Raw genomic sequence first — 19,474 nt, 5'->3', positions numbered from 1 at the left:
AGTTGGTGGCTTGGCAGTGTTGGGCGAAGGGGGCGACGTCCCGGAACTCAGCCTTTATCCTTCGCCAGGATGACCGTGCAGTGGGAAGAGAGAATGCCACCCTCGTTATGGACGAGCGCGACTTCCGCGCCCTCGACCTGACGCGGCCCGAACCCGCCACGCAGTTGCCGCACGGCCTCGACGATTCCAAAGAGGCCGCCCGCCGCGCCCGCGTGGGCATGAGAGAGCATTCCGCCGTGCGTGTTGACCGGCAGCTTTCCGTTAATGCGGGCATGTCCTTCGGCAAAGAACGCGCCGCCAGCGCCGGCCTCGCAAAAGCCGAGTTCCTCCAGTTCGATAATGGGCACGATCGTGAAACAGTCGTACAGTTCGGCCAGATCGATATCGCCCGGTCCGAGTCCCGCCATTTGATAGGCAATCCGTCCGGATTCCATTGCGCCGAACTCGGTGAGACTCGGCGCGCACATCAGGTGCTCGTGCGTGTGATGCTCGCCGATGCCCTGCAGATAGACAGGCTTGCTCGCCAGATCGGCGGCGCGCTCCGCGGAAGTCACGATGAACGCGCCGCCCGCATCCGAGATGAGACAGCAGTCCAGCATGCCGAGCGGGTCGGCGATCGGTTTCGCCGTCAGCACCTGTTCCGCCGTCAACGGCGTCTTCATGTGAGCATTGGGATGCAGGAGCGCGTGCGCGCGCGTGTTCACGGCGACCTGCGCGAGTTGCTCCCGCGTAGTGCCATACACATGCATGTGACGCTGCGCGATCATTGCGTAGAAGCCGGGAATCGATGTGCCATAAGGCTGCTCGAAGTACGGATGACCCACGGCCATTAGCGAAGCCACGGCGGCGTCACGCGTTTGACCCGTGGCGCGGTTTTCGCCAGCGCATACGAGGATGGTCTCCGCCTGTCCCGATACGATGGCCTCGGCCGCGTGCTTGAGCATCACGGCGGGGCTCGCCCCGCCCGCGATCAGCGATGCGTTGAAGCGGGGCTTCAGACCCAGGTATTCACAGATCACTGAGCCGAGCATGAAATACGGTTCGGTAAACGAGTAGGCAGTGAGTACGCCGTCGATGTCCGACACCTTCAGGCCAGCGTCGTCGAGCGCGCGTTTGGCTGCTTGAGCATTGAGGCCGAGCCCGGACATATGGGGAACCTTGCCGATTTCCGATTCGCCGACGCCGACAATGGCAACCTTGTTTTTGAGTGATGCCGCTGGTTTCATCTGACTGGCCTCATGCGTGGATTCGATTGAACTGCGGGATCAAGGCGCCGTCGCCACGATCCTCGAAGGTCACGCCAACGCGATCGCCAATGCGAACCGACAGTGCGTCGTCGCCGATGACGTTCGCCATCATGCGCGGCCCCTCGTCGAGTTCGATCAATGCGATCACATAGGGCGTTTGCGCGGCAAACGCGGCGATCGGTGCGCGACGGATGATCGTGAAACTATGCACAGTGCCCGTGCCTTTGCTTTCAACCCATTCAAGCCGATCCGACCAACATACGGGGCACAGATGTCTCGGCATGAAATGCAGCGCCTGACAATGGGTGCATTGGCGAATCAAAAGCCGCCGTTCGCGCGCGGCGTTCCAGTAAGGCAGAGAGTCGGCATTCGGAACAGGTAAAGGCAGAGGTGTAGCGGCTTCCATCAAGTTTTCTCCGTTGCATTGGACCCGTCATAATGTTTGTTGCCGCCGATGTACGCCCGAAACACGAGCCTTGCGGTGATCTCGCGATCGAGGCGTTCAAGCGAACTTAACCGGACCTAAATGCAACACCTGTGCCAATCGAAGCAGGCGTCTCGGTGCTCCGCGATCCACCCGCGCAGAAGAGCCTGCATCAATGCCTCGCTGCTCCGTTAGCTCATGGCCGTAGGCGCGCCCGCCCCGGGCTCGCCAGCATGCGCGTTGCGCCGATGTCTTCTCCTTCGACATGCGTTGTCTTTCCGACGTACAGTTCCCTGCATGACCTGATGCGGCCATCACCCGCAGCCTCGACCGGAGCATGCGATGCGATGCCCCGGCATCCGCGCTGGCACGCCTCCTGCATCGAAATACCGAGGTCACGCGCGCCCGGTGACGCAAATCGAACAGTTGCGAAGGAGTCTTTATGCCGTTCTTCAAATCGCTTTCCGCTGATGCGGGGCCCCCCAACGTCTTCACTCAATATCCGGATCTGTACAGCGCCTGGTCAAAGATGAGCGAAGTCCTGATGAACGGACCGTCTCCGTTGAGTCAAGCCGAACGGGAGCTGATCCTCGCCTACGCGGCGGGAGTGGGTGGATGCGAATTCGTGTATGTGGCGCACTCCGAGGTTGCGTACGCATGGGGCATCGAACAAGGTCTCATCGCACGGCTGCTCGAAGACCTCAACGACGCGCCCATCGATGAGCGGCTGAAGGCCCTGCTCGCGTTCGTGCGCAAGCTGATACTCACGCCCGGCGAGTTGTGTGAAGCGGACGCGGACGCAGTACTCGCAGCTGACTGGAGCGAGCACGCGCTACACGACGCGATTGCGATCACCGCACGCGCCGCTTTCATGCAGCGACTGGTGCAAGGCTATGGGTTCACCCCTCTGTCGCGCGAATCCGCTGCGAGGCATGCCAGGCGGCGTGTGGAGCGCGGCTACGTCAACCTTTATGCAGCTTTCCGCGAAAGCAAATAGCGTTCAGGCAAGGCGGGGGCCGCACTGCTGGCAGCGCGTGGCCCTACTTCCGATCGCTATTCACTTTAATCGCGTAGACGTCAATGCGCGGCTAACGGGCAACCGCTTTGCTCAAGCGGTTCGAATGCCGTGTCCTTCGGAATGACCGATCGAATCTTCAGGAGATCCCACTCACTCTTCGATTCCGATGGCTTTTTTGCCTCCGCTAGATACATGTCATGCACCATAAGACCATTCGCGAGGATTCGACCGTCTTTGGCGAAGAAGTCATGAATGGGCGTGGCGCGCAGCCTGGCCATGACTTTGTCGCTGTCGGTCGATTGTGCCGCCTGCACCGCCTCAAGGTAATGAATCACGGCGGAGTACATGCCTGCCTGGACCATTGTCGGCATCTTGTTGGTCACTGCGTAGTATTTCTTCGCGAACGCCCGCGTGTCGTTGTCGTAGTCCCAGTAGAACGCCGTTGTGAATTGAAGGCCCTGCGCGGTCTTCAACCCGATGCCCTTCAAATCGCTGTCGAAGATCAGCAGCGGCGCAACGATCTGCTTGCCGTTTGCCATGCCAAACTCCGCTGCCTGGCGAATGGCGTTTTGCGTATCCCGCCCCGCGTCGGCCAGTCCGATTACCTGGGCTTTCGACGCTTGGGCCTGCATCAGGAACGATGCGAAGTCCGAAGCCGACAAAGGATGGCTCACGCTTCCGTCCACTTTTCCACCCATCGAAAGCACGACCTTCGTTGCCTGAGCTTCAAGAGAATGGCCGAATGCGTAGTCGGCCGTGATGAAATACCAGCTTTTTCCGCCTTCAGCGGCGATTGCGCGTGCGGTGCCATTCGCCAGCGCGTAAGTGTCATAGACATAGTGCACGCCATAGGGCGAGCATTGTTTGCCGGTGAGTTCGGTGGTGGCCGAGCCCGCAAAAATGGTGATCTTCTTCTTTTCTGCTCCGAGTCTCTGCAATGCGAGCGCCGACGCAGAATCGGTCGACTCGATCACCATTGAGACGTTATCCCTGTCGTACCATTCGCGAGCCCGACTGGCTGTCACATCGACCTTGTTCTGATAATCCGCCGATAGCACCTGGATCGGCCGTCCTAATACCTTACCGCCGAAGTCTTTCACGGCGAGATTGACGGCCGCCACGCCACCAGGTCCTCCGATACCCGAGTAGACGCCCGACATGTCAACGATGACACCGATCTTCACGGGATCGTCTGGCGAGTCAGCGACGGCAAGCGGAGACAAAATCGACGCGCCGCACAGGAAGCTGGTTAAGATGGCTGACTTCATTTTCCGATCTCCGATGTTTTTATACTGTTGTCTACGTTCTGACCGCAACCGGCACCTCAGTTGGGTCCGTCTCAAACTTCACACACGAGCGCCTGCTCGAACCCGGTTTCCGTCGAAGTCGTCTGATCGTCCAGCGCGACGCCCATGACCGGCCGTTTGACGGCGGGCGGATAGACTTGCCAGCAGCCGTCGTCGTGAAGAAAGAACGCAAGGGAAAGCAAACCTTCACGACACGACATGTCCACTCGCACGCAATTGCAAGCCGTCCGCGTAGCTCGGCGAACCCGCCGCACCTGAATGCGTGCTCGCGCGTCGGGTCTCATCCATTTGTCGACCGCACTCCGCAGTGACTGTCTCTCGGGTCGCATGATCAGTCTCTCCCGCTGGTGTATGAGCTAGTGCATCAATTGATATAACGGCTCGGACCTCAATCCACGCACGAATACCGTTTGAGCCTCAGCCGCTCGTGAAAGGCTCGCGATGCACCTATCGCCGTTTCGAGCTTGTCGGACAGGGCTTTGAAAGTCGTCCCCTGGCTGAATCTGGTCGAGCGCCGCTCCTCTATGCAGCCTGTCCCATATTTCGCACGTCGCATCGCGTCGTTCGGCGCATCTAGCGACCGTCGCGTCTTTTGCGCAGACATCTTCTCGAGCATTGCACCGCCCCCCTCTGAAGCTGCCGCGTCGAAGGCATCCACCTTCACCGTGATCACGTTGATTACGTCGCACGATTGCTGGGTCTTCGACGCGCGATGCACAGCCGCCGCTCGCTCGAAAGTCCCGGCGCTCAGGATCCCCGTCACATCGCTGATCCACGCGACGCCGAGTGTTGCCGCCACGCTCGATGCAAGCCGCGATCCGTTCCGGGTCGCGGGAGCGAGTATCCATGAATAGCCTCGTGCAATCCGTTCGACCGTCATTGCATGTACCTCCGCCATGTCCGGGACCTGCAGCGGAACATCGACAAAGATGACCTTCGAGACGCCCGCGATGCGCGTCGCCGCTTCGGCGGCGGCCTTCGCATCGTGTCCGGCAACGAGCACGTGCACATCGAGCCCCGCGAACGTGGCGATCAACGCCGCCGCGCCCACGGTTGCGTGCGTTGACCGACCAAGGGCGGCGTTGTCGTGCTCTGCAATGACGAGAATGGTCACGGCGCTCCCCTGGCTGGTCAGATCACCTTTGCTTCGTTCCTGAGCTTGTCGACGAGCGCTCTCACATCAGGCACTTTCACGCCCGCGCTGCGCTTGGGCGGTTCCGTCACCTTGAGGGTCTTCAGACGCGGCGTGACATCCACCCCGAGCGTGTTGGGGGCGACGGTCTCCAGCGGCTTCTTCTTCGCCTTCATGATGTTCGGCAGCGTCACGTAGCGCGGCTCATTCAGGCGCAGATCCGTGGTGATCACCGCGGGAAGCGGCATCCTGAGCGTTTCCGAACCGCCATCGACTTCCCGTGCGACGGTGACTCGTCCGTCGGCGACCGTTATCTGCGAAGCGTAGGTGGCCTGCGGCAGATCAGCGAGCGCGGCGAGCATCTGGCCTGTCTGATTCGAATCGTCGTCTATAGCCTGCTTGCCGAGAATGATCAGTTGCGGCTGTTCCTTGTCGACGAGCGCCTTCAGCAACTTGGCGATCGCAAGGGGCTGCAACTCGTCGTTGCTTTCGACGAGGATCGCGCGATCCGCGCCGATGGCCAGCGCCGTTCGAAGCGTTTCCTGACATTGCGTGACTCCGCAGGATACGGCGATCACTTCCGTCGCGACGCCCGATTCCTTGAGCCGGACTGCCGCCTCCACCGCGATTTCGTCGAACGGGTTCATCGACATCTTGACGTTGCCGATATCTACACCGCTGTTGTCGGATTTGACGGTGACCTTGATATTGGCGTCGACTACTCTTTTGACGGGCACCAGGATCTTCATTTCCATTCCTCGATAACAGATTGGGTTAGCGTGTCGTCACCAGTGCGTCGACCGCACCGAGACCTTGACCGGCTGGCTTGACGATGACCGGGTTGATCTCGAACTCGAGCACGTCCGGCGTGGCCAGGAACATGTCGCCGAATCGCACTGCGGCCTGCACCAGCGCATCTACGTCGGCAGCTGGTTTGCCGCGGAATCCCTCCAGCAACGTCCACAGCTTGAGCCTGCGCAGCGCTGCCAGCACCTGGTCTGCCGACACGGGCAGCGCAAGGTGTGCCACGTCTCGATACAGTTCGACAGCTACACCGCCGGAGCCGATCGAGATGACCGGACCGAAATCAGTCTGACGAAGGCACGACAGAACGATCTCGACTCCATCGCCGAGCATCTCCTGCACGAGTACCGCCATGTTCGGCTTGTCGAGACGTCCGCGAAATTCCGCCGCGATCGCGTCGACCTCATCCGCCGAGCGCACGCGCAAGCGGACGAGACCCATCTCCGTTTTGTGCTCGCATTCGGATGGCAGCACCTTCACGACGAGCGGATACGACAAATGCGCACATGCTTTTGCTGCCGTTTCATCCGGGCCAAGCACGATCCACTTTGCAGGTGTTATCCCGCTTTCTTCGCAATAACGCATCGTGTCCGCCCAGTCTCGCGGCGCCGCACGTTGTGGCAATGGCTCCCGAACCGGTGACTTCGGCAGTTCGTGCATACGCTTGCGCTCGTAGAGCAGCGCCAAAGCGCTCATCGCCTGTGAAGGGTCGGGCGTGATGAGCACGCCAGCTTCCCGCAACCCTTGCCGCGTCTCCAGATCGGGCAATTCGCCGATAAAGCTCACTGCCAACGGTACTTTTGCGGCGACTGCCTTGAACACCTCGCCGTTCTGCTCCAGATACCGACGGCCGCTGCTGGCGAACTGCACGATCATTGCTTCGGTTCTCGGATCCGCCTCGATAGCCTCGCAGGTATCCTTGAACAGATTCGGCATACTGTTGATCTGCCCGGTCAGGTCGACAGGGTTTGCCTTGCGCGCGAATTCCGGAAGAACCTGCTCCAGGCGGATTGCAGTGTCTGGACTGAACTCGGCCATCGGAATTCCGTATTCGCTGCTGTGATCCGCAAGCAATGCGCCCGCACCGCCCGATGAGCTCATCACAGAGGCACCGCCCTTCGGGTCGCCGCTCACACGCGGATGCGGCAGGTAGGCCAACACTTCGACAGCCGCCAACGCCTCGATCAGGCTGTCCACGGCGATGACACCGGCTTGCTCGAAGACATCGGCATAGACGGCATGCGAGGACGCGATCTTGCCGGTGTGCGAAGCCGTTGCCTGTTGCCCGACAGCCGAACGTCCGGCCTTCAGCGCAACGATCTGCACGTCTCGTTCGCGCGCGCGCTCGGCGATCCTTAAAATCCGGCCCGCGTCTTCGAGGCCTTCGATATACAAGGCCACCACGCGCACGTCATCCTGCTCGATGAGGCTCGCCAAAACATCGAGCGCATCGAGGCACGTCTCGTTGCCGACGCTGATGATGTACGAGCAGCCCACCCCGTTGTTTTGCAAATAGTTGCCGATTGCGCCCGCCAGCGCGCCGCTCTGGCTCACGACGGCGATTGGCGCATGCTTGAGCGACTCTTGCCCGAGCGCTGCGGGACTGAACGTCAGCATGCTCCGGTGACGCACTGACCATACCCCCTGGCAATTCGCGCCCAGCACGGCCACGTTGTGCTCGCGGGCCGCCTCAGCCAGAAGACGCGCGTGTTCCTTGCCGCCTTCGGTTTCCTCAAAGCCCGAGCTGAACACGATGGCGGTGCGAATTCCTTTGGCACCGCATTCCGCAATCACGCCAGGCACCGTTTGCGCGGGCGTAATCACGAGTGCGACATCAGGTACCTCGGGGAGTACCGCTACGGATGGATAGGCCTTCAGGCCTTCCACTTCCTGGTGACTTGGGCTGACGGGGTAGACGTTGCCGGCAAACCCGTGCTTGAGCAACACCCGAACCATCGTGTTGCGCGGACTTCCGCGCTGCGGAGAAGCACCGACGATCGCCACGCTGCGCGGCTGAATCAGCTTGTCGAACCAGTTCTTGTCGTTCATGTCTCGAGTGTGTAACGGGCTTTCCGCCGTGGTTGCGTTGGATGGTTTAAGGTCGTCAATCAGTTCTTGGGACATGAGCTTTTCCTTATCTGGCCGCGTTCAGTTCTTTCGCAACGTCGTCCTTGCGGATGTCGCGCAACCCCGTCCTGCCGTGATGACGGTCCGCCAGCTTGTAGCCCAGTGCGTCTTCCGCGATCAGGATCTTCTGCACGTTCGCCGAGCCCTCGCCCGTGAAGAACATGTCCGCATAGGCCCGGTACCACGACACCCGGTATTCCTTCGCCAGACCATAGCCACCAAAAATCTGCACCGCCTTGTCCGCGCACAGCTTCGCCGTCTGCGACGCGTGGTACTTCGCGATCGCCGCCAGCCGGTTCGACGGCTCGCTCTCGTCCATCGCGATCGCCGCCTTGTACACCAGCGCCCGGCTCGCCTCGATCGCCACCGCCATCTCCGCGATGTCCGACTGGATCATCTGGAACCGGCCGATCGGCTGGCCGCGCAACGTGCGCTCGTTGGCGTAGCGAACCGCATCCTCGAAGCACGCGCGCGCCACCCCCAGCGCCTTGGCCGCCACCCCCACACGCCCCGGCTGCAGCGTGCGCATGATGATCTTGAAGCCCTCGCCCTCCTCGCCCAGACGGTCTTCCACCGGCACCACGAATTCGTCCAGGTACACGACGTTCGTGCGCAGCGCGTTGGACAGCCCCATCGTGTCGATCGGCGTTGCCGTCCACCCCGGATACTTCTTCGGCTGCACGATGAACGCGGTCACCCCCTTGGCGCCCGCAGCCCGGTCTGTCTTCGCGAACAGCACGCCGACATCCGTCTCGTTGGCGATCGACGCCCACATCTTCTGCCCGGTGATGCGGTATACGTCGCCGTCGCGCCGCGCGAACGTCTGCATGTTGCCCGCCGCGTCCGAGCCGCCACCCGACTCGGTCAGCGACATCATGCCGATCGTCACCCCCGCCAGCAGATTCGGTACGTACTTCTGGATCTGCCCGGCCGTGCCGCCGAAATAGATGCAACTCGGACAGGTCGAGCCCTGCTGGTTGTTGCATGAGGCAAAGCGCACGTCGATGCGGCACATCTCCTCCTGGATCACCGCGGCAGCGAGATACCCCATGTTGCTGCCGCCCACCGATTCCGGAAACACCGCCCCGTACAGGCCTGCCGCACCCGCCTTCCTGATCAGCTCGCGCGGGAACTCGCGACGCTGCTCGTAGCCTTCCATCACCGGCACCACTTCGGTCTGCATGAAACGCTTGACCATGTCGCGTACCGCTTCGATCTCCTCGGACATTGCTGGATCCACCACTTCCTCCTTTGCCGTTTTCGGAAGCGCTGTGCGACTGCATCTGATGCATGCCCACAGCGCCGTGTGCGGCCATTGATTTGCAACATGCATGCCATCAGGCACGGAGCGAATGGAAGCGCTCACGAAGGCTTGTCGTTTCTTGTCCGAGCCCTTGAACACCCGGCGCGTCGGCACGCGAGATGTCTGTTTGGAAGACGAATGAATCGATCGAATGTCTTCAGCGCATACACGACCTCACCCCAAGTCGTGTGCGCCCCGTATGACGTTGACCGATCGGCGCGCGGAGTTGGATGTGGGCGATCGACGCACGGCTTAGCGAGAGCCGCAGCATCACCGCGGGACCGATGCAACGCCGCCGTTCAGTGGCTGAGACGTCGTTGGCACGGCGTGGCATAGGACTTGCCCTGACAGGCTGCCAAGCGAACCCACAATGCCAATGACCATGACCGATCAAGACCGTCTGCCTCCTGCCCGCGAAGGCGCCACGCTGAACCTGCTCGATGGTGTGCGCGTGCTCGACCTGACCACCTCCGTCTCCGGCCCCTACACCACCTTGCTGCTCGCCGATCTCGGCGCCACGGTCGTGAAGATCGAATCACCCGGCCAGGGCGATGACGTGCGCGCCTGGGGGCCGCCGTTCCTCGACGGCGAATCGCTGTGGTTCCTGAGCATCAACCGCAACAAGCACAGCCTCACGCTTGACTACGGCAAACCCGAGGGTCTGGAGGTGCTGCGCCGCATGGTGGCGTGCGCCGATGTGGTGGTGGTCAACAAGACCGCTGCGGTACAGCGCAAGCTCGGCATCGATTTCGCGAGCCTGAAGTCCGTCAACGAACGCCTCGTGCATGCCTCCATTTCCGGCTTCGGGCTCGAAGGCGCGCGCAGCGAGATGCCGTGCTACGACCTGATCGCCGAGGGCTACAGCGGCGTGATGGATCTCACCGGCGAGGCCGACGGCGCGCCACAGAAAGTCGGCACACCCGCCGCGGACCTGCTCGCGGGCACCGATGCGGCGCTCGCCGTGCTCGCCGCGCTGATCGACCGCAACCGCACGGGGCGCGCACACTGCATCGACGTCTCGATGATCGAGAGCATGACGCGCTTCATGACCCCGCGCCTCGTGCCGTATCTCGGCTCGGGCGAAGTGCCGCGCCGCTCGGGCGGGCGCGACAGTGTGATCGCCGTCTATCAGGTGTTCCAGGCCGCCGATGCGCCGCTCACCATTGGTCTGGGCAACGACGGCATCTGGAGCCGGTTCTGGCGCGCGCTGGGCGAACCGCAGGTCGCGCAGCAGGCGTGCTACGCGAGCAACAGTGCGAGGCGGGGTCTGCGCGAGGAGATCGTCGCGAAGATCCAGTCGGTCATCGGCACGCGCGAGCGCGACTACTGGCTGGAGGTGTTCCGCGAAGCGCGCATTCCGGCCGGCCCGATCAACCGGCTCGACGAGGTCGCGGGCGATGAGCAGTTGCGCGGGCGCGGCTTCTTCTACGCGATCGAGCGTGGTGAGACGCCGATCCCTCAGGTGGGACTCGGCATTCACGTGGACGGCAATGCGCACACCTACCGCAAGGCGCCGCCACGACTCGGTGAGGACAGCGAGAGCGTGCTGAGCACGTGGCTCGACATGCCGGCCGACGAGTTTCAGCGCTTGCGCGACGAGGGGGTGGTCTAGTCTGCATCCCGCGCGCCACCGATGAGGGATGTGTCCTTGCAACGCACACAGTGGCCGTGGAGCAAACAGGCTTTGCGGTCGAAGTCCAACGCTGAAAACAAGGTGTCGGATGGCATACGACTTGCCTTGATACCGCACCCGTCACAGAACACCTATCGAGTCAAACGGAGGAGACATGCGACCGACAATGTGTCAGCTCGGGCCAAGGCTGCGCGCGTATTTCGCGCGGGTTCAATTGGTTCGCTTTCTGATTCCGCCAAACAAGAGTGAAACCAGCATCGTCGCAGCGGATGGTCACTCTTCACTCTGCGCTTCCGAAGCCGGACGACCATCGCGATGGCTTGCCAGCCTCGATCTCAACCGCCTCGGCGCGACCTACATCTACTCACCGTACACGGAGGCCACATGACACTCGTGCGTAACCTGCACAAGGACGTTGTCGGCGGCATCCTCATTGCGGGATTCGGTGTCGTCGTGGCGACGCATTCGCTATCTGCGTTTGCCATCGGCACTCTCAGCCAGATGGGTCCAGGCTTTTTTCCGCTTACGCTCGGCGTGATCCTGATTCTTTCCGGTCTCGCCATCGCAATCAAAGGCCACCTGTCGGGACCCCAAGCCAGTAAGGAAACGGTGCGACATCCACCCGAGTGGCGAGCCTGGTTCCTGATTTGCCTCGGCATCGCATCGTTCGTCGTGCTGGCGAAGTATGCCGGCATGGTGCCAGCCACTTTCTCGATCGTGTTCATTTCCGCGTTCGCCGATCGCAACAACAACTGGCGCCACGCGCTCGTCCTTGCCCTCGCGATGGCGTTGGTCAGCGTCGTAGTGTTCTGGTGGGCGCTGCAGATCCAGTTACCTTTGTTCAAATGGGGCACCGCATGATCGGACAAACACTTCACGACCTGTGGTTTGGCTTTAGCGTCGCATTGCTGCCGCACAATCTCATGTGGTCCTTCTTCGGCGTGCTGATCGGCAACCTGATCGGCGTGCTGCCCGGTATGGGCGCGCTTTCCGCGATCGCCATGCTGTTGCCGTTGACCTACACGATGCATGCGGTGCCGGCACTCCTCATGCTCGCGGGAATTTTTTACGGCTCGCAATATGGCGGTGCGATCGGCGCCATCCTGCTTAACCTGCCGTCGCATCCGCCTCACGCGGTGACTTGCATCGACGGCTACCCGCTGACCTTGAAAGGCAAAGGCGGGACAGCACTCGGCATTGCGATGATTTCGTCGTTTTTTGCGGCCTCGGTCGGGATTATCGTGATGATCGTGGCGTCACCGCTGCTGGTGAAGGTCGCATTCGACTTCGGGCCTGCCGAGATCTTCTCGATCATGCTGCTGGGCTTGCTGGCAGGGTCCACGATGGCGCGCGGCTCGCCGTTGAAGGGCATCGCGATGACAACCTTCGGCCTGCTGCTCGGCATCGTCGGCACGGATGTCAACAGCGGCGTAGAGCGCTTTACGCTTGGTTTCGTCGAACTCTCCGACAAGGTCGAACTCGTGGCACTCGCGATGGGCCTGTTCGGCGTCGCGGACTTTCTGCGCAACGTCAATCGCGTGCAGTTCATCGGCAAGCAGGCGAAAGTGCGTTTGCGCGATATGCGTCCCACTTGGGCCGAACTCAAGCAGTCGTTCATGCCGATGGTGCGCGGCACGTTCATCGGCACGCTGTTCGGCGCGATTCCGGGCACCGGTCCGACCATCACGACGTTCATCGCCTACGCTCTGGAACGCAAGGTGTCACGTCACCCGGAGCGCTTCGGTCAAGGGGCAATCGAAGGCGTGGCCAGTCCCGAGGCGTCCACGCACGCAAAAACCCAGGTCGATTTCATCCCGACGATGAGCCTGGGCATTCCCGGCGACGCGGTGATGGCGCTGCTGCTCGGCGCACTGCTGATTCAGGGCTACCAGCCCGGACCGCAACTCGTCACGGAGCACGCTGACCTGTTCTGGGGTTTGATCGCGAGCTTCTGGGTAGGCAACGTGCTGCTGCTGATCCTCAATGTGCCGATGATCGGCATCTGGGTCAAAGTGCTTCAGGTGCCGTATCGCTACATGTTCCCTTCCGCACTCTTCTTTATTGCCGTGGGCGTCTACAGCACCAACAATAGCCTGTTCGAAGTGAGCGAAGTGCTCGTGTTCGGAGTAATCGGCGCCATACTGCTTGCGCTTGATTTCCCGGTGGCGACCATTCTGCTTGGGTACGTGCTCGGACCCATGGTGGAAGAAAACTTCCGCCGTGCGTTGCTGCTGTCCCGCGGCGACCTGATCGTGTTCGTTCAGCGGCCCATCAGCGCTGGGTTCATCGGCATTTGCGTTCTGATGCTAGCCGTCCAGCTATATTTCGGGTTGCGCGCGACGCGTCGGAATCGACGCTCGTTGAGCAGTGAGATGCCGACGATCGGAGAACCCGCCACCGCTGACGAATAAGCGTGCCTTCGATGCCGAGCCGCTCCCCCAGCGACCAGAATGAACAGGTTGGTCAACAAGGCGAACGCGCCGGAAATGACAACAGCCTGTCCAGCTCGGCCTTCGCTGATATGCAGATCCACCGCAATCGGCGTGAGCAGGCTGACAGGCATGAGCTTGGACAGGACCTGGGCGAACGCAGCAAGCGACATCGCAAGAACGGCGCTCGATGCTTGTCGGCACCGTTTCCCTGATTACTTGAGATGGGCGCGGAAGAACGAGACCAGCTTGTCGAACGGGATCATGTCGGCGCGGTCGTACAAGTCCGTATGATTGGCGCCCGGAATAATCATGAGTTCCTTCGGCTCCACAGCAGCCGCGTAAGCCGTTTCGCTGAAATATCGCGAGTGCGCCTTTTCGCCGTGGAGAAGCAGCATCGGGCGCGGCGAAATTTCCGCGATGTAGGTCAAGATTGGCATGTTCATGAACGACAGCGGGGTGGTAAGGGTCCACGAGCCGTTCGAATTGACCGCGCGCGGGTGGAAGCCGCGCGGCGTCTTGTAGTAGTCGGCGTACTCCACCACGAATTGCGGTTCGCCGCCCTTGAGTTCAAGGGAAACCGGGCCGTACGCGGGAGTTCCATTTTGCGCATCCTGCCAACGCTGCTGGCCAAGTTGCTCCAGCCCTTGCGTGCGCTGTTCGAGGGTCACACTGTCGTCGTAGCCCTTGGACATGACGCGCGTCATGTCGTACATGGTGCTAGCCACGACTGCCTTGACGCGCTTGTCCACCGCGGCGGCGTTCAGCGCCATGCCGCCCCAGCCACAAATGCCGATGATGCCGATACGCTCGCGCTCAACGTTGGGTTGCAGGCCGAGAAAATCCACTGCGGCACTGAAATCTTCGGTGTTGATGTCCGGCGAGGCGACATTGCGCGGTTCGCCGCCGCTTTCCCCGGTATAGGACGGGTCGAAAGCGAGCGTGACGAATCCGTGTTCCGCCAAGGTTTGTGCGTAAAAACCCGACGATTGCTCCTTCACTGCGCCGAACGGGCCGCTAAGGGCAATCGCTGCCAGCTTTCCACTGAGATTCTTCGGCTGATACAGGTCTGCGGCCAGGGTGATGCCGTAGCGATTCTTGAAGCTGACTTTCTTATGGTCAACCTGGTCGCTTTTGGCGAAGGTCTTATCCCATTCATCGCCAAGTTGTATTTGCGGCTGCGCCAAGGATTGACCAACTGCATTGCCAGTTTCGTTTTGCGTTTTCATGATGATTTCTCTTAGTGAGCCGTACTCAAGCGGCAAGGTGGCGCTGGCTACTCGCGTGCATGGTCTCTGCCACCATGCCCTTCACAATTGAGTCGGTGAAGTTTTGTCTTGATGCGTCGTGAGGGTGAGGGGGAAAGGTCAACCGCTTCATTAAGCACTCGACCGAAGACTCACCTTGACCGTCGCTGCGCGTGCGCCAGCGCCGATCATGGGGCGGAGGTAGGAGCTGGCCTTGTATTTGGCCCGGTAGGCATCGTCGATGCTGGCGTTGATTTCGCCGTCGACCGGCTCGAACGCCACATCTTTAGTCATCCCCGCGGCGACGATCTGCCCGGCACGCTGGCGAACGGCGGCTTGATACCAGCGGGATTGCCTTCCGTTGTAGGCACGCACATAGAGCTCGCCGTCCACAGCGACGCACCAGATCCACGTCGGAGTGCCTGGGGTAATGCCGTCATCACGGAAAGGCGCGATCTTGAGATCGTCCGCTTCGACAATGCGGTGTAATTCGTCAGCAGACCATGCCATTTCTATTTCCTCATCCGGGGTTCCCAGGTCGAACACGCAATGTGAGACGAAGAGCTTGGTGCTAGCTTCGCCGTAAAGAACTTCCGACATGGCTTCAAGCGCACTCTATTGCCTACGCGACTAGTTCGGAAGATAGTAAAATCGGCATACTCATGTGAATGTAGCTCACCAATGCCGAAAGAGAATCTGAGTGACCTGCAAGCGTTTGTAGCCGTGGCCCGTGAACGCAGCTTCACCAGGGCCGCAGCTCAATTGGGTCTCTCGCGCTCTGCGCTGAGCCACGCCATGCTCGCCCTGGAAGCTCGCCTTGGCGTGCGGCTACTCACGCGCACGACCCGTAGCGTTTCCACCACGGAAGCCGGAACACGGCTCTTGAATGCGGTCGCGCCGCGGCTCGACGAAATCGAGCTGGAGCTGGGCTCGCTGAGTGCAATGCGCGACAAGCCAGCCGGAATGGTGCGCATCACGGCAAATGACCATGCCGTCGTGACCGCGCTGTGGCCGCGCCTTTTACCATTGATGCAGGCATACCCCGATGTCCAGATCGAGTTCAGCGTGGACTACGGGTTGACCGACATTGCTGCGCATCGTTTCGACGCTGGCGTGCGATTGGGCGATCAAGTGGACAAAGATATGATTGCCGTGCGCATTGCGCCGGACCTGCGCATGGCTGTGGTGGGTGCCCCCGCATACGTCGCTGTTCAACCATTGCCCGCAACGCCGCACGACCTGATCAAGCATCGCTGCATCAACTTACGCCTGCCCACGCACGGTGGCTTGTACGCCTGGGAGTTCGAGAAGGATGGCCAGGAGATCAAGGTCCGTGTGGAAGGCCAGACCTTGTTCAACAACACGTTCCTGATGTTGCAAGCGGCGTTGGATGGCATGGGACTGGCCTATGTACCACTGGATGTCGCGCAGCCTCACATCGACGCGGGACGGTTGGAGCCGGTGCTCAAAGACTGGTGGCCGCTGTTTCCCGGCTACCACCTCTATTACGCCAGCCGTCGGCAGCTTCCTCCAGCACTGGCACTGGTGATCGACACGCTGCGCTGGCGCGAGGGAAAGCCCGGCGTTGCCAGGGCGCGAAAAAAGCGCGGTAGTTAGCCGATGCTCCAGGCCGGTTTCGGCGGGAATGTCCTTCGCGAGCCTGCGGCCTCGGTCGGCAACGCGACGAGCACGATCCTGCTCACGAACCGGACACGGCGGACTTGCCGTGCACGCTTACCTCCACAATGAAAGGGCATTTCGTCGCTTATGTCGCCAGATTCTCAAACGGGGCGATTCTTGAAGGCGCTCATTTACCGTCGTTCGGCACACCCACTGAGCAGCTTCGTCTGGAAACACTTGCTTTGCCGCCGGCCAACCCGTTGCAGATGCGCGTTGCCATGACCGTTGCGCCGGTCAATCCGTCCGACCTGATTCCAATTACCGGCGCCTACTCGCACCGTATCCAGCTTCCCGCAGTCGCAGGCTACGAAGGTGTGGGTCGGGTGATCCATGCACCCGAAACTCACGCCGAACTCATCGGGCGGCGCGTGCTGCCGCTGCGCGGCACGGGCACCTGGCAATCCTACGTCGATTGCGACCCCGACCTTGCTGTCCCGGCGCCAGATACGATTGGCGATCTCGTCGCAGCGCGAGCCTATATCAACCCACTAGCAGCCTTGACCATGCTGGATACCTTCCCGGTCGCTGGCAAGCGGGTGCTTCTGAGCGGTGCAGGGTCAGCCTGTGCCGAACTTCTGGGACGATGGGCGCAGGAGCAAGGCGCAGCAAAAATTCAAGGCATCTATCGCTCTGACAGTCGTGTGAAACGACTTATCGCGTGTGGCATCGAACCTATCTCCATGAACGACATACAAGCGGTAACGGCAGCGGCGAGAGAAGCGGATCTAGCTTTTGATGCCCTCGGCGGGCCGGTCGGCTCAATCGTGATTGATGCCATGCTCGACGGCACGGTTTTCATCGCCTACGGCCTTCTATCCGGACAGAGCATCAGGCCATCCGGCACCCCACGCGCCAGCTACCGGCGGTTCCATCTTCGGGATTACCTGGCGACGATGCCCCCCGGCACATGGCAGAGACAGTTTCTGCGCTTGTGGCAAGCCTTGCTCCACGCCGATCCGCCTCCGGTTCAAGCGTTTGCCGTCGAGAATTGGAAAAGTGCGGTAGAGCAAGCCCTGCGACCCGGAGCAGCAAAGCCGATGCTTTGTTTCGGCTGCGCCGGATGATGAGCCGGGCGCGGCAGACTTCACGCCCGGTTCGGCAAGAGGCAGAGCCATGCCGAAAATTCGAATCCGCTACAGTCAAGCCATGCGCTCGTCAGGCAGCGACATACTTCAGCCAGCGACCGCCGTCCACGATGAGATTCTCTCCCGTGACATACGCGCCCAACCCCGATGCCAGAAAGACTGCTGCATTGGCGATGTCTTCCTTGCGGCCGAATCGTCCAAGCGCGGTTTTTTTGGCCTCGAGATCGCCCCGGCCCTTTTCGATATACATCCGCTGTACGCCCTCTGTGTCGCCGATGGGACCCGGAGAGATCGTGTTGACGCGAATGTCATCGCCACCCCATTCAACTGCAAGCGTGCGGGACAGTGACAGGATGCCGCCTTTTGCAGCTGCGGCGTGTGCTGCCTGAGGCCATCCCGTCACGCCAAGCATGGTGATGATGCTGATGATCGACGCGCCCTGCCTTGATTGCTTGAGGTACGGATAAGCCGCGTGACAACAGTGAAATGTTCCGTTCAGATCGATGTCGATGACCGTTTGCCAACCGCGCGGCGATAGCTCGGCCGTCGGACACACGAAGTTGCCAGCCGCGTTGTTCACAAGAATATCGAGCGAACCAAACGACTCTACGGTGGCGTCGACGGCGGCTTTCACTTCATCGTAATTGCGCACATCCGCCTTGCGCGCCGCAGCCACACCACCCGCTTCCGTGAGTGCCTGGGCGGCGGCTTGCACGCGTTCCTCGTTGCGGCCCACGAGCATTACCGATGCGCCTAGCTTCGCGTACGCCGTGGCGATCTCCAGCCCAATCCCTGTTCCTCCGCCCGTAATGAGCGCGGCGCGCCCCTTCAGTGTGTCATTCGCATACATCAAGTTATCTCCGTTGGTTCGATCGTCGTCTGCCGGTCTGCTGCTACTCGCCAGTCCGAGTGTTACCAAGGCAAGGTCCATGCCGGAGCGCCGTCTACCGAAATGACTATCGTGAGGGACCGTCGCACCAACCGATTCGCCAGCGAGAGCAACGCATGCCTTACTTTCGCTTTGCTGGCGCCACTGCGAGTGTTCCCGGCGCGGACGAATTTGTGTCCGGGAAGAACACATTCGATTCGCTTGGCCCAGTCAGGTGGACTTTCTTTGTTTGGCATGGCAGTTGCATTTGCCAAATTGCAATCCATCAAGAACGGTACAGGAGAACCCAATGACAAAGCAGCTGGTGAGCACGACGACCGAAGGTGCCGTGCTCGTAATCCGACTCTGTAGCCCGGAGAACCGCAATTCCCTCACCACTGAGCTGCGGGAGCAGCTCGGCGATGCAGTCGAACAGGCCGAACGCAATCGCTCTGTGCGCTCGGTGCTTCTTACGGCGGACGGACCCACATTCTGTTCTGGCGGCGATCTAAAGATGCTGCAAACGGCGAGCGATCCGTGGCCCGTGCATCGGCGCTTCCGCAACCTGAGCCGTTGGTTGACGCCGCTGATTACACTCGATAAGCCCGTGGTCATTGGTGTACGAGGCGCTGCAGTGGGAGGCGGCCTTGGCCTCGCGCTGACGGGCGACATGCTCGTTGCTGGCGAAAACGCAAAGTTCATTTCGGGCTTCTTTAAACTCGGTGCGCTGCCGGACATCGGCACGATGTACCACTTGCCTCGACTGATCGGCATGGCACGGGCGAAGAACTTCCTGTTCAGCGGCGCCACCATGTCGGCGCAAGAGGCTCTGGAGCTCGGCCTCGTTGCCAGGGTGGTCCCGGACGAGCAGGTCGAAGAAGTGAGCCTTGCGGAGGCGACGCGTCTCGCCGAGGGACCTTCGGAAGTGATGGGGCTCGCGAAGGCACTGATGGCACGCAGTTATGAAACCTCGCTGCACGAGATGTTCGCGTATGAGGGACTCGGGCAGGCGCTAGCGATGTCGAGCACGGAGTTTCGTGAAGGCCTCAATGCGGCATTGGAAAGGCGCCCCGCCGACTTCGCTGGAGCATGCCGCGACGCGGGTTGAGCGTGACGCGGCGAATACGAGGAGGCGACGGCGATCGGGCCGTCGCCTCTCGGCAACTCGGC

At 61.1% G+C, this 19,474-nt stretch carries 18 protein-coding genes and 1 pseudogene; 7 read left to right on the top strand and 12 right to left on the bottom strand.

Annotated features, from left to right (window positions below; translation table 11 throughout):
* Positions 1-47: 47 nt before the first annotated feature.
* Together L0U84_RS25575 and L0U84_RS25570 are read right to left on the bottom strand one after the other, a co-directional pair.
* Complete coding sequence (locus tag L0U84_RS25575; RefSeq protein WP_233853813.1) at positions 48-1,226, bottom strand: thiolase C-terminal domain-containing protein; 1,179 nt, start codon at positions 1,224-1,226, stop codon at positions 48-50.
* 10 nt (positions 1,227-1,236) lie between these two features.
* Positions 1,237-1,653, bottom strand: coding sequence for a Zn-ribbon domain-containing OB-fold protein (locus L0U84_RS25570; protein WP_233853811.1), 417 nt, complete (start codon positions 1,651-1,653; stop codon positions 1,237-1,239).
* Between the two features lie 460 nt (positions 1,654-2,113).
* On the opposite strand from L0U84_RS25570, the gene L0U84_RS25565 reads away from it, so the two are divergent.
* On the top strand, positions 2,114-2,668 hold the full coding sequence (locus tag L0U84_RS25565) for a carboxymuconolactone decarboxylase family protein (protein WP_233853810.1): 555 nt from the start codon (positions 2,114-2,116) through the stop codon (positions 2,666-2,668).
* 80 nt (positions 2,669-2,748) lie between these two features.
* Here the strand turns inward: L0U84_RS25565 and L0U84_RS25560 are convergent, their stop codons facing one another.
* The 6 genes from L0U84_RS25560 to L0U84_RS25535 all read right to left on the bottom strand — a co-directional run bounded on the left by L0U84_RS25560 (position 2,749) and on the right by L0U84_RS25535 (position 9,287).
* Positions 2,749-3,957: an ABC transporter substrate-binding protein gene (locus tag L0U84_RS25560; protein WP_233853806.1), complete on the bottom strand. Its 1,209-nt coding sequence runs from the start codon at positions 3,955-3,957 to the stop codon at positions 2,749-2,751.
* 71 nt (positions 3,958-4,028) lie between these two features.
* On the bottom strand, positions 4,029-4,196 hold the full coding sequence (locus tag L0U84_RS25555) for a hypothetical protein (RefSeq protein WP_233853804.1): 168 nt from the start codon (positions 4,194-4,196) through the stop codon (positions 4,029-4,031).
* A 188-nt stretch (positions 4,197-4,384) separates the two neighbouring features.
* Positions 4,385-5,110: an electron transfer flavoprotein subunit alpha/FixB family protein gene (locus tag L0U84_RS25550; RefSeq protein WP_233853802.1), complete on the bottom strand. Its 726-nt coding sequence runs from the start codon at positions 5,108-5,110 to the stop codon at positions 4,385-4,387.
* 17 nt (positions 5,111-5,127) lie between these two features.
* Positions 5,128-5,877 carry an electron transfer flavoprotein subunit beta/FixA family protein gene (locus L0U84_RS25545; protein ID WP_233853800.1) on the bottom strand — a complete coding sequence of 250 codons (750 nt, stop codon included), beginning with the start codon at positions 5,875-5,877 and terminating at the stop codon, positions 5,128-5,130.
* A gap of 25 nt (positions 5,878-5,902) precedes the next feature.
* Entirely contained in the window at positions 5,903-8,056 is a 2,154-nt protein-coding gene (locus L0U84_RS25540; protein ID WP_233853799.1) for an acetate--CoA ligase family protein, read from the bottom strand.
* Positions 8,057-8,066: 10 nt separating this feature from the next.
* A complete protein-coding gene (locus tag L0U84_RS25535) occupies positions 8,067-9,287 on the bottom strand; it encodes an acyl-CoA dehydrogenase family protein (RefSeq protein ID WP_233853798.1) in 1,221 nt (406 codons plus the stop codon).
* A 457-nt stretch (positions 9,288-9,744) separates the two neighbouring features.
* Here L0U84_RS25535 and L0U84_RS25530 point away from each other — a divergent pair, with 457 nt between their 5' ends.
* The 3 genes from L0U84_RS25530 (at position 9,745) to L0U84_RS25520 (ending at position 13,406) form a co-directional block, all read left to right on the top strand.
* Complete coding sequence (locus L0U84_RS25530; RefSeq protein WP_233853795.1) at positions 9,745-10,974, top strand: CaiB/BaiF CoA transferase family protein; 1,230 nt, start codon at positions 9,745-9,747, stop codon at positions 10,972-10,974.
* A gap of 405 nt (positions 10,975-11,379) precedes the next feature.
* On the top strand, positions 11,380-11,856 hold the full coding sequence (locus L0U84_RS25525) for a tripartite tricarboxylate transporter TctB family protein (RefSeq protein WP_233853794.1): 477 nt from the start codon (positions 11,380-11,382) through the stop codon (positions 11,854-11,856).
* Entirely contained in the window at positions 11,853-13,406 is a 1,554-nt protein-coding gene (locus tag L0U84_RS25520; protein WP_233853793.1) for a tripartite tricarboxylate transporter permease, read from the top strand. Before L0U84_RS25525 ends, L0U84_RS25520 begins: the two co-directional genes overlap by 4 nt.
* Before the next feature lie 38 nt (positions 13,407-13,444).
* Here the strand turns inward: L0U84_RS25520 and L0U84_RS25515 are convergent.
* From L0U84_RS25515 to L0U84_RS25505, 3 genes and pseudogenes are all read right to left on the bottom strand, one after another.
* Positions 13,445-13,597, bottom strand: a pseudogene (locus L0U84_RS25515) (MFS transporter); the annotation flags it as partial.
* Positions 13,598-13,639: 42 nt separating this feature from the next.
* Positions 13,640-14,653, bottom strand: a complete 1,014-nt coding sequence (locus L0U84_RS25510) for an alpha/beta hydrolase (RefSeq protein WP_233853791.1) — start codon at positions 14,651-14,653, stop codon at positions 13,640-13,642.
* A 150-nt stretch (positions 14,654-14,803) separates the two neighbouring features.
* A complete protein-coding gene (locus L0U84_RS25505; RefSeq protein ID WP_233853789.1) occupies positions 14,804-15,271 on the bottom strand; it encodes a DUF2255 family protein in 468 nt (155 codons plus the stop codon).
* An 81-nt stretch (positions 15,272-15,352) separates the two neighbouring features.
* On the opposite strand from L0U84_RS25505, the gene L0U84_RS25500 reads away from it, so the two are divergent.
* Both L0U84_RS25500 and L0U84_RS25495 read left to right on the top strand, forming a co-directional pair.
* Positions 15,353-16,288, top strand: a complete 936-nt coding sequence (locus L0U84_RS25500) for a LysR family transcriptional regulator (RefSeq protein WP_233853787.1) — start codon at positions 15,353-15,355, stop codon at positions 16,286-16,288.
* Positions 16,289-16,416: 128 nt separating this feature from the next.
* Positions 16,417-17,415 (top strand): zinc-dependent alcohol dehydrogenase family protein, encoded by a 999-nt coding sequence (locus L0U84_RS25495; protein WP_233853785.1) that lies wholly within the window; start codon positions 16,417-16,419, stop codon positions 17,413-17,415.
* Between the two features lie 91 nt (positions 17,416-17,506).
* Here L0U84_RS25495 and L0U84_RS25490 read toward each other — a convergent pair whose 3' ends face one another.
* A complete protein-coding gene (locus L0U84_RS25490) occupies positions 17,507-18,286 on the bottom strand; it encodes an SDR family oxidoreductase (protein WP_233853783.1) in 780 nt (259 codons plus the stop codon).
* A 328-nt stretch (positions 18,287-18,614) separates the two neighbouring features.
* Here L0U84_RS25490 and L0U84_RS25485 point away from each other — a divergent pair, with 328 nt between their 5' ends.
* A complete protein-coding gene (locus L0U84_RS25485) occupies positions 18,615-19,412 on the top strand; it encodes an enoyl-CoA hydratase/isomerase family protein (RefSeq protein ID WP_233853781.1) in 798 nt (265 codons plus the stop codon).
* Positions 19,413-19,474: the final 62 nt, after the last annotated feature.

Source organism: Paraburkholderia sp. HD33-4, assembly GCF_021390635.1.
GTDB lineage: Bacteria > Pseudomonadota > Gammaproteobacteria > Burkholderiales > Burkholderiaceae > Paraburkholderia.
The sequence above is the reverse complement of the archived record's forward strand: the minus strand, read 5'-3'. Positions and strand labels throughout refer to the sequence as shown.

What these genes read in the sequence shown, in the direction of transcription:
- L0U84_RS25535 (WP_233853798.1), bottom strand. Translation starts at nt 9,287, where the DNA reads ATGTCCGAGGAGATCGAAGCGGTACGCGACATGGTCAAGCGTTTCATG.
- L0U84_RS25575 (WP_233853813.1), bottom strand. Translation starts at nt 1,226, where the DNA reads ATGAAACCAGCGGCATCACTCAAAAACAAGGTTGCCATTGTCGGCGTC.
- L0U84_RS25555 (WP_233853804.1), bottom strand. Translation starts at nt 4,196, where the DNA reads ATGTCGTGTCGTGAAGGTTTGCTTTCCCTTGCGTTCTTTCTTCACGAC.
- L0U84_RS25500 (WP_233853787.1), top strand. Translation starts at nt 15,353, where the DNA reads ATGCCGAAAGAGAATCTGAGTGACCTGCAAGCGTTTGTAGCCGTGGCC.
- L0U84_RS25540 (WP_233853799.1), bottom strand. Translation starts at nt 8,056, where the DNA reads ATGTCCCAAGAACTGATTGACGACCTTAAACCATCCAACGCAACCACG.
- L0U84_RS25570 (WP_233853811.1), bottom strand. Translation starts at nt 1,653, where the DNA reads ATGGAAGCCGCTACACCTCTGCCTTTACCTGTTCCGAATGCCGACTCT.
- L0U84_RS25525 (WP_233853794.1), top strand. Translation starts at nt 11,380, where the DNA reads ATGACACTCGTGCGTAACCTGCACAAGGACGTTGTCGGCGGCATCCTC.
- L0U84_RS25545 (WP_233853800.1), bottom strand. Translation starts at nt 5,877, where the DNA reads ATGAAGATCCTGGTGCCCGTCAAAAGAGTAGTCGACGCCAATATCAAG.
- L0U84_RS25565 (WP_233853810.1), top strand. Translation starts at nt 2,114, where the DNA reads ATGCCGTTCTTCAAATCGCTTTCCGCTGATGCGGGGCCCCCCAACGTC.
- L0U84_RS25530 (WP_233853795.1), top strand. Translation starts at nt 9,745, where the DNA reads ATGACCGATCAAGACCGTCTGCCTCCTGCCCGCGAAGGCGCCACGCTG.
- L0U84_RS25560 (WP_233853806.1), bottom strand. Translation starts at nt 3,957, where the DNA reads ATGAAGTCAGCCATCTTAACCAGCTTCCTGTGCGGCGCGTCGATTTTG.
- L0U84_RS25490 (WP_233853783.1), bottom strand. Translation starts at nt 18,286, where the DNA reads ATGTATGCGAATGACACACTGAAGGGGCGCGCCGCGCTCATTACGGGC.
- L0U84_RS25520 (WP_233853793.1), top strand. Translation starts at nt 11,853, where the DNA reads ATGATCGGACAAACACTTCACGACCTGTGGTTTGGCTTTAGCGTCGCA.
- L0U84_RS25495 (WP_233853785.1), top strand. Translation starts at nt 16,417, where the DNA reads ATGAAAGGGCATTTCGTCGCTTATGTCGCCAGATTCTCAAACGGGGCG.
- L0U84_RS25485 (WP_233853781.1), top strand. Translation starts at nt 18,615, where the DNA reads ATGACAAAGCAGCTGGTGAGCACGACGACCGAAGGTGCCGTGCTCGTA.
- L0U84_RS25505 (WP_233853789.1), bottom strand. Translation starts at nt 15,271, where the DNA reads ATGTCGGAAGTTCTTTACGGCGAAGCTAGCACCAAGCTCTTCGTCTCA.
- L0U84_RS25510 (WP_233853791.1), bottom strand. Translation starts at nt 14,653, where the DNA reads ATGAAAACGCAAAACGAAACTGGCAATGCAGTTGGTCAATCCTTGGCG.